Here is a 5,149-nt window from a genome sequence, read left to right as displayed (position 1 = left end):
GTATGTGGATCAATGCCAAAGCCCCCTCCCTCGCCGAGCTCGAACAGATGGCGCACGAGATGTTCGCCCGCCTGCCCGGTGAGTTCCGGTCGCTGTGTGAGGACGTCATCATCCGGGTCGACGATTTCGCCACCGAGGAGGTGCTCGACGAGCTCGGGGCCGAGACCGAATTCGACGTGCTCGGGCTGTTTCAGGGCATCGGCCTGCCGCAGCGCTCCAGCCAGGACGTCGCCCCGATGCCCAACATGATCTGGCTGTATCGCCGGCCGATCCTCGACTATTGGGCCGAGCACGACGACAGCCTGGGCGAAATCGTCCGCCATGTCCTGGTGCACGAGATCGGCCACCATTTCGGCCTGTCGGATGACGATATGGAAGCGATCGAGGCCAAAGCCGACGAGCCTGCCGAGGATTGAGCCTGCCGCGCGGAGCCCTGCGGTTTGCCGGCTTGACCGCCGGCCAAGGGGCGTTAAGACCATTTGAAACCCCGGAGACCTGACGATGGACAAGTTCACCACGCTGGAAGGCGTCGCGGCGCCGCTGAAGATCATCAATGTCGACACCGACATGATCATTCCCAAGCAGTACCTGAAGACCATCAAGCGCACCGGTCTCGGCAAGGGCCTGTTCTCGGAGCAGCGCTACAAGGACGACGGCAGCGAGAACCCCGATTTCATCCTCAACAAGCCGGCCTATCGCAGCGCCAAGATCCTGGTTGCCGGCGACAATTTCGGCTGCGGCTCAAGCCGTGAGCACGCCCCCTGGGCGCTGCTCGATTTCGGCATCCGCTGCGTGATCTCGACCTCGTTCGGCGACATTTTCTACAACAACTGCTTCAAGAACGGCGTGCTGCCGATCCGCGTGTCGCAGGCCGGGCTCGACCAGCTGTTCGACGATGCCGAGCGCGGCTCCAACGCCACGTTGACGATCGACCTGCCGGCGCAGGAAATCCGCGGTCCGGACGGCGGCGTGATCAAGTTCGAGATCGACCCGTTCCGGAAGCACTGCCTGATCAACGGTCTCGACGACATCGGTCTGACGCTGGAAAAGAAGCCCTCGATCGACGCCTACGAGACCAAGCTGAAGACCGAGCGCGCCTGGGCGTAATGCCCAGGCCTCTTGGTCCGGCGCGGGGAGACAAGCGACGAATCAATGTCGCTGCTTTTGCTCAGTCGGACGGTTCGCTGATCAAGCTACGTGATGGCCGGGTTCGCCCCGGCCATTTGCGTCTTTGCCGTCACGTCGGCTCCGAGGCGTGGATTTTCGGATTGCCCGAGCGTGACGCGGCGAGAGCAGGCGTTCGACATCGCGGGCTCCGCGGAGCGGTGGCTTCGATCCATCGATAAAGCGCGCTATGCGACCACGCAATTGCGTCTCCGCTTACTTCAAGCTTCTCAACCCGCAATGCCGAGGCGTGCATCGGATTGAGGCTCTGCCTCGATTTTGATCGTTAGCAATGACGGTGCCAAGCGTGGCGTCGATCCGATCCGCGACCCTGCCACGATGGTCGTATGGACTCGCGCGCCGCATCGTCGCAATGCATGCGTGCTACGCGTTTCGAAATTTGCGTTCGATAATGACGGGAGTCGGCAACCTGCCCGTCTCGAACTAACGACGCAGATGTGACGCGGATTCATCCGATCAGAAGTGATCAAAAACGGTTCTGCGTTGCGTCGAATCGTGCCTTCGCGTGATTTTTGAATGACGGGAGTATGTCGTTTTCGCCTCGTGTGATTACGATCTTTGGGTACGGATTCTCCCGTGGCGTAACGTCGTCTTAAGTCGGTGGAACTAATCAGATCGAAACTGATCCATCCGAGACTAAACGTCATGAAAATTCGTCTTTCGATCACATCGATGATCGTCGCTTTCGCCGTGGTTGTTTTGGTGAGCCTCACGGCGATGCTGACCACCAACTTCATGGCGCTCAATCAATTGCGGGTCGGCGGGCCCCTGTATTCGCAGATCAAGCTCGGCAACGATCTGGTCGCCGACATCCTGCCGCCACCGGCCTATGTGATCGAAGCCTATCTGGAAGCGACGCTGGCGCTGCGCCGGCCGTCCGAATGGCGCGCCCATGCGGCAAAGCTCGAGCAGCTGCACCGCGACTATCTCGATCGGCAGAAATACTGGTCGGGCTCCGAACTTGATCCGGCTCTGAAGACGCGGCTGACCGTCGACTCCGACGCGGCGGTGCAGAAGTTTTGGAGAGCGGCCGAACAGGAGCTGATCCCGGCCTTGAGCGCAGGTGACGAAGCGGCGGCCGAAGCCGCCTACACCAAGCTCGATTCAAGCTATGCGGCGCACCGCGCCATCATCGACGACATCGTCAAACGCGCCAACGCTGAGAATGCCGAACTCGAAACCGAAGCTGCGCGCCAGGTCGGCAGCTACTCGACCATCGTGTGGATTTTGTCGGGCTTTGCGGCGCTGCTGATCGCGCTCGGCGTCGCGGGTCTCGCAGTCGGAATGGTCCGTCCGCTGGTGCGTCTCACCGCCGCCATGCAGGCGATGGCCGCCGGCATGCTCGACGTGGTGATCCCGGGGGCTGGCCGCAGCGACGAGATCGGCGGCATGGCCAAGGCGATCACCGCGATCAAGGCCAACGCCGAGGAGAAGGCGAACCACGAGGCCGCCGAGAAGAGCCGGCAGGAGCACCTCGCCGCCGAGCAGCGCAAGGCCGATATGGCGCGGCTCGCCGACGGGTTCGAAGACGCGGTCGGCGAGATCATCAAGACCGTGTCGTCGGCCGCCAACGAATTGGAAGCCGCCGCGCACTCGCTGTCCTCGACCGCGGCGCGCTCGCTCGAACTGGCGGTGGGCGTCGCCTCGTCGTCGCAGGAGGCATCCGCCGGCGTGCAGTCGGTGGCGTCCGCCAGCGAGGAATTGACCGCGTCGGTGCACGAGATCGGCCGGCAGGTGCAGACCTCCGCCAACGTGGCGAACGAGGCGGCCGATCAGGCGCGCCGGACCAATGAACGCGTCAGCGAATTGTCGGCCGCTGCGGCCCGGATCGGGGACGTCGTGGAGCTGATCAGCAATATCGCAGGCCAAACCAATCTGCTGGCGCTGAACGCGACGATCGAAGCCGCGCGCGCCGGCGAAGCAGGCCGCGGCTTCGCCGTGGTGGCGTCGGAGGTCAAGGCGCTGGCCGAGCAGACCGGCAAGGCCACCGGCGAGATCGGCCAGCAGATCACCGGCATTCAGGCGGCGACCGGCGAGTCGGTGGCGGCCATCAAGGAGATCTGCTCGATCATCGGCCAGATGTCGGAGATCTCCTCCTCGATCGCCTCCGCGGTCGAAGAGCAGGGCATGGCCACCCAGGACATCGCGGTCAACATCCAGCACGCCGCCCATGGCACTTCGCAGGTCGATGAGGACATCGCCCGCGTCCAGGCCGGCGCGCGCGAGACCGGTGCAGCCTCGGTGCAGGTGCTGTCGGCCGCCAAATCGCTGTCGAGCGAGAGCAGCCGCCTCCGCGCCGAGGTCGGCAATTTCCTGGCGTCAGTGCGGGCGGCCTGATCGGAAGGCTTAGGCCCAGGCTCCGTCATTCCGGGACGCCGCGAAGCGGCGGACCCGGAATCTCGACGTTCAAAGCACCGCCGGTCGCACAACAATCTCGGGATCCGGGTTCGCGAGCTATCGCTCGCGCCCCGGAATGACTCCCGACTGAGTGATGTCCGTGGCGCTTAGTGGCCCGCCGTTTCGATCGCGTCGGCGATCGCGATTGTCTTCTTGGCGATTTCGGCGTGCAGGCGTTCGACCATACGGCCGTCGAGCTGGATCGCGCCGCGGCCCTGGTTCTCCGGCCGCTCGAACGCGGCCAGGATCTTGCGGGCCTGGGCGACGTCCTCGGGCGGCGGCGTGAAAGCCGCGTTGCAGGCGTCGATCTGGCCGGGATGGATCAGGGTCTTGCCGTCGAAGCCGAGGTCGCGGGCCTGCGCGCACTCTTCCGAGAGACCATCGACATTGCCGATGTCGCTATAGGGACCGTCGAGCGCGACCAGGCCGTGGACGCGGGCGGCGAGCACGCAATGCGTGATCATCGACAGCATGGTGGAGCGGCCGGGCAGCATTCGGATCCCGGTCTCGCGGGAAATGTCGTTCGGGCCGAACACGAAGCCTTCCAGACGGGACTTTGCATCCTGCTTCTGAGCCGCCAGCTCTTCGGCGTGCAGCACGCCGCGCGCGGTCTCGATCATGATCCAGACCCGGATCGACGGATCGGCGCCGAGCTCGGCGAGCTTGCTGCTGACAGTGGCGATGTCTTCGATGGTCGAGACCTTCGGCACCAGAATGCCGTCCGGCCCGGCCTTCGCCGCCATCGCGATGTCGTCCTGCCACCACGCGGTGTCGAGTGCGTTGATCCGCACCAGGATCTCGCGCTTGCCGTAGCCCTTGGCGGCCACCGCCGTGGCGATCTGATCGCGCGCCGTATCCTTGGCGTCCGGCGCCACCGCGTCTTCGAGGTCCAGGATCAGGCCGTCGGCGGGCAGCAGCCGGGCCTTTTCAAGCGCCCGCGCGTTCGATCCCGGCATGAACAACAGGCTGCGGCGCGGTCGAATCATGGTTCCCCCTTCGGCGTCACAAAAACGTCCGAGCCGATAGCATCTGGATCTTCCGGTCGGAAGGCTTGTTCGCGGCCCCGTCCTGTGATTATGCGAGCGGCATCTGGCCGCGCGCGTTGTGACGGCGGTATCGTTCGCCGACGCGCCTCACCCCCGCACCCCGAAGGAGGGAACTGCGCCGATGACATCCTTTCCGAAGTCACTGATCGACGGTTACGAGGCGTTCCGGACGCAGCGGCTGCCGACCGAGCAGACCCGCTTCCGCGAACTCTCCGAGCGCGGTCAGTCGCCGGAAGTGATGCTGATCGGCTGCTGCGACAGCCGGGTCTCGCCGGAGGTGATCTTCGACGCCGGACCGGGCGAAATGTTCGTGGTGCGCAATGTCGCCAATCTGGTGCCGGTGTACGAGCCGGATGGCGGCGCCCACGGCGTCTCGGCGGCGCTGGAGGTCGCCGTGCAGGTGTTGAGGGTGAAGCATATCGTGGTGCTCGGCCACGCGCTGTGCGGCGGCATCAAGGCGTTCACTGACAAGACCCCGCCGCTGACCGAAAGCGACTTCGTCGGCCGCCGGATGCAGATGT

The 5,149-nt window shown here is 64.6% G+C and carries 5 protein-coding genes; 4 read left to right on the top strand and 1 reads right to left on the bottom strand.

The window, feature by feature from the left end; all coding sequences use genetic code 11:
* Positions 1 to 2: 2 nt before the first annotated feature.
* The 3 genes from DYI24_RS20745 to DYI24_RS20735 all read left to right on the top strand — a co-directional run bounded on the left by DYI24_RS20745 (position 3) and on the right by DYI24_RS20735 (position 3,522).
* The gene (locus DYI24_RS20745) at positions 3 to 416 is read left to right on the top strand and encodes a metallopeptidase family protein (protein WP_164573666.1); all 414 of its coding nucleotides are present in this window, start codon (positions 3 to 5) and stop codon (positions 414 to 416) included.
* Positions 417 to 501: 85 nt separating this feature from the next.
* Positions 502 to 1,107, top strand: coding sequence for a 3-isopropylmalate dehydratase small subunit (leuD, locus tag DYI24_RS20740; RefSeq protein WP_164573665.1), 606 nt, complete (start codon positions 502 to 504; stop codon positions 1,105 to 1,107).
* A 723-nt stretch (positions 1,108 to 1,830) separates the two neighbouring features.
* Positions 1,831 to 3,522 carry a methyl-accepting chemotaxis protein gene (locus DYI24_RS20735; RefSeq protein ID WP_164573664.1) on the top strand — a complete coding sequence of 564 codons (1,692 nt, stop codon included), beginning with the start codon at positions 1,831 to 1,833 and terminating at the stop codon, positions 3,520 to 3,522.
* A gap of 167 nt (positions 3,523 to 3,689) precedes the next feature.
* Here DYI24_RS20735 and DYI24_RS20730 read toward each other — a convergent pair whose 3' ends face one another.
* On the bottom strand, positions 3,690 to 4,568 hold the full coding sequence (locus DYI24_RS20730) for an HpcH/HpaI aldolase/citrate lyase family protein (protein WP_164573663.1): 879 nt from the start codon (positions 4,566 to 4,568) through the stop codon (positions 3,690 to 3,692).
* A 181-nt stretch (positions 4,569 to 4,749) separates the two neighbouring features.
* Here DYI24_RS20730 and DYI24_RS20725 point away from each other — a divergent pair.
* Positions 4,750 to 5,149 (top strand): carbonic anhydrase (locus tag DYI24_RS20725; RefSeq protein WP_283810880.1); only part of this gene is annotated, 400 nt, incomplete at its 3' end.

Source organism: Rhodopseudomonas sp. BR0C11 (assembly GCF_010820945.1).
Taxonomy (GTDB): domain Bacteria; phylum Pseudomonadota; class Alphaproteobacteria; order Rhizobiales; family Xanthobacteraceae; genus Rhodopseudomonas; species Rhodopseudomonas palustris_H.
Note: the sequence above shows the minus strand (reverse complement) of the source record. Positions and strands in the feature narration are given on the sequence as shown.

Bases quoted from the DNA above. Each gene is read 5' to 3' on its own strand.
- DYI24_RS20735 (WP_164573664.1), top strand. From the start codon at position 1,831: ATGAAAATTCGTCTTTCGATCACATCGATGATCGTCGCTTTCGCCGTG.
- DYI24_RS20730 (WP_164573663.1), bottom strand. From the start codon at position 4,568: ATGATTCGACCGCGCCGCAGCCTGTTGTTCATGCCGGGATCGAACGCG.
- DYI24_RS20745 (WP_164573666.1), top strand. From the start codon at position 3: ATGTGGATCAATGCCAAAGCCCCCTCCCTCGCCGAGCTCGAACAGATG.
- leuD (WP_164573665.1), top strand. From the start codon at position 502: ATGGACAAGTTCACCACGCTGGAAGGCGTCGCGGCGCCGCTGAAGATC.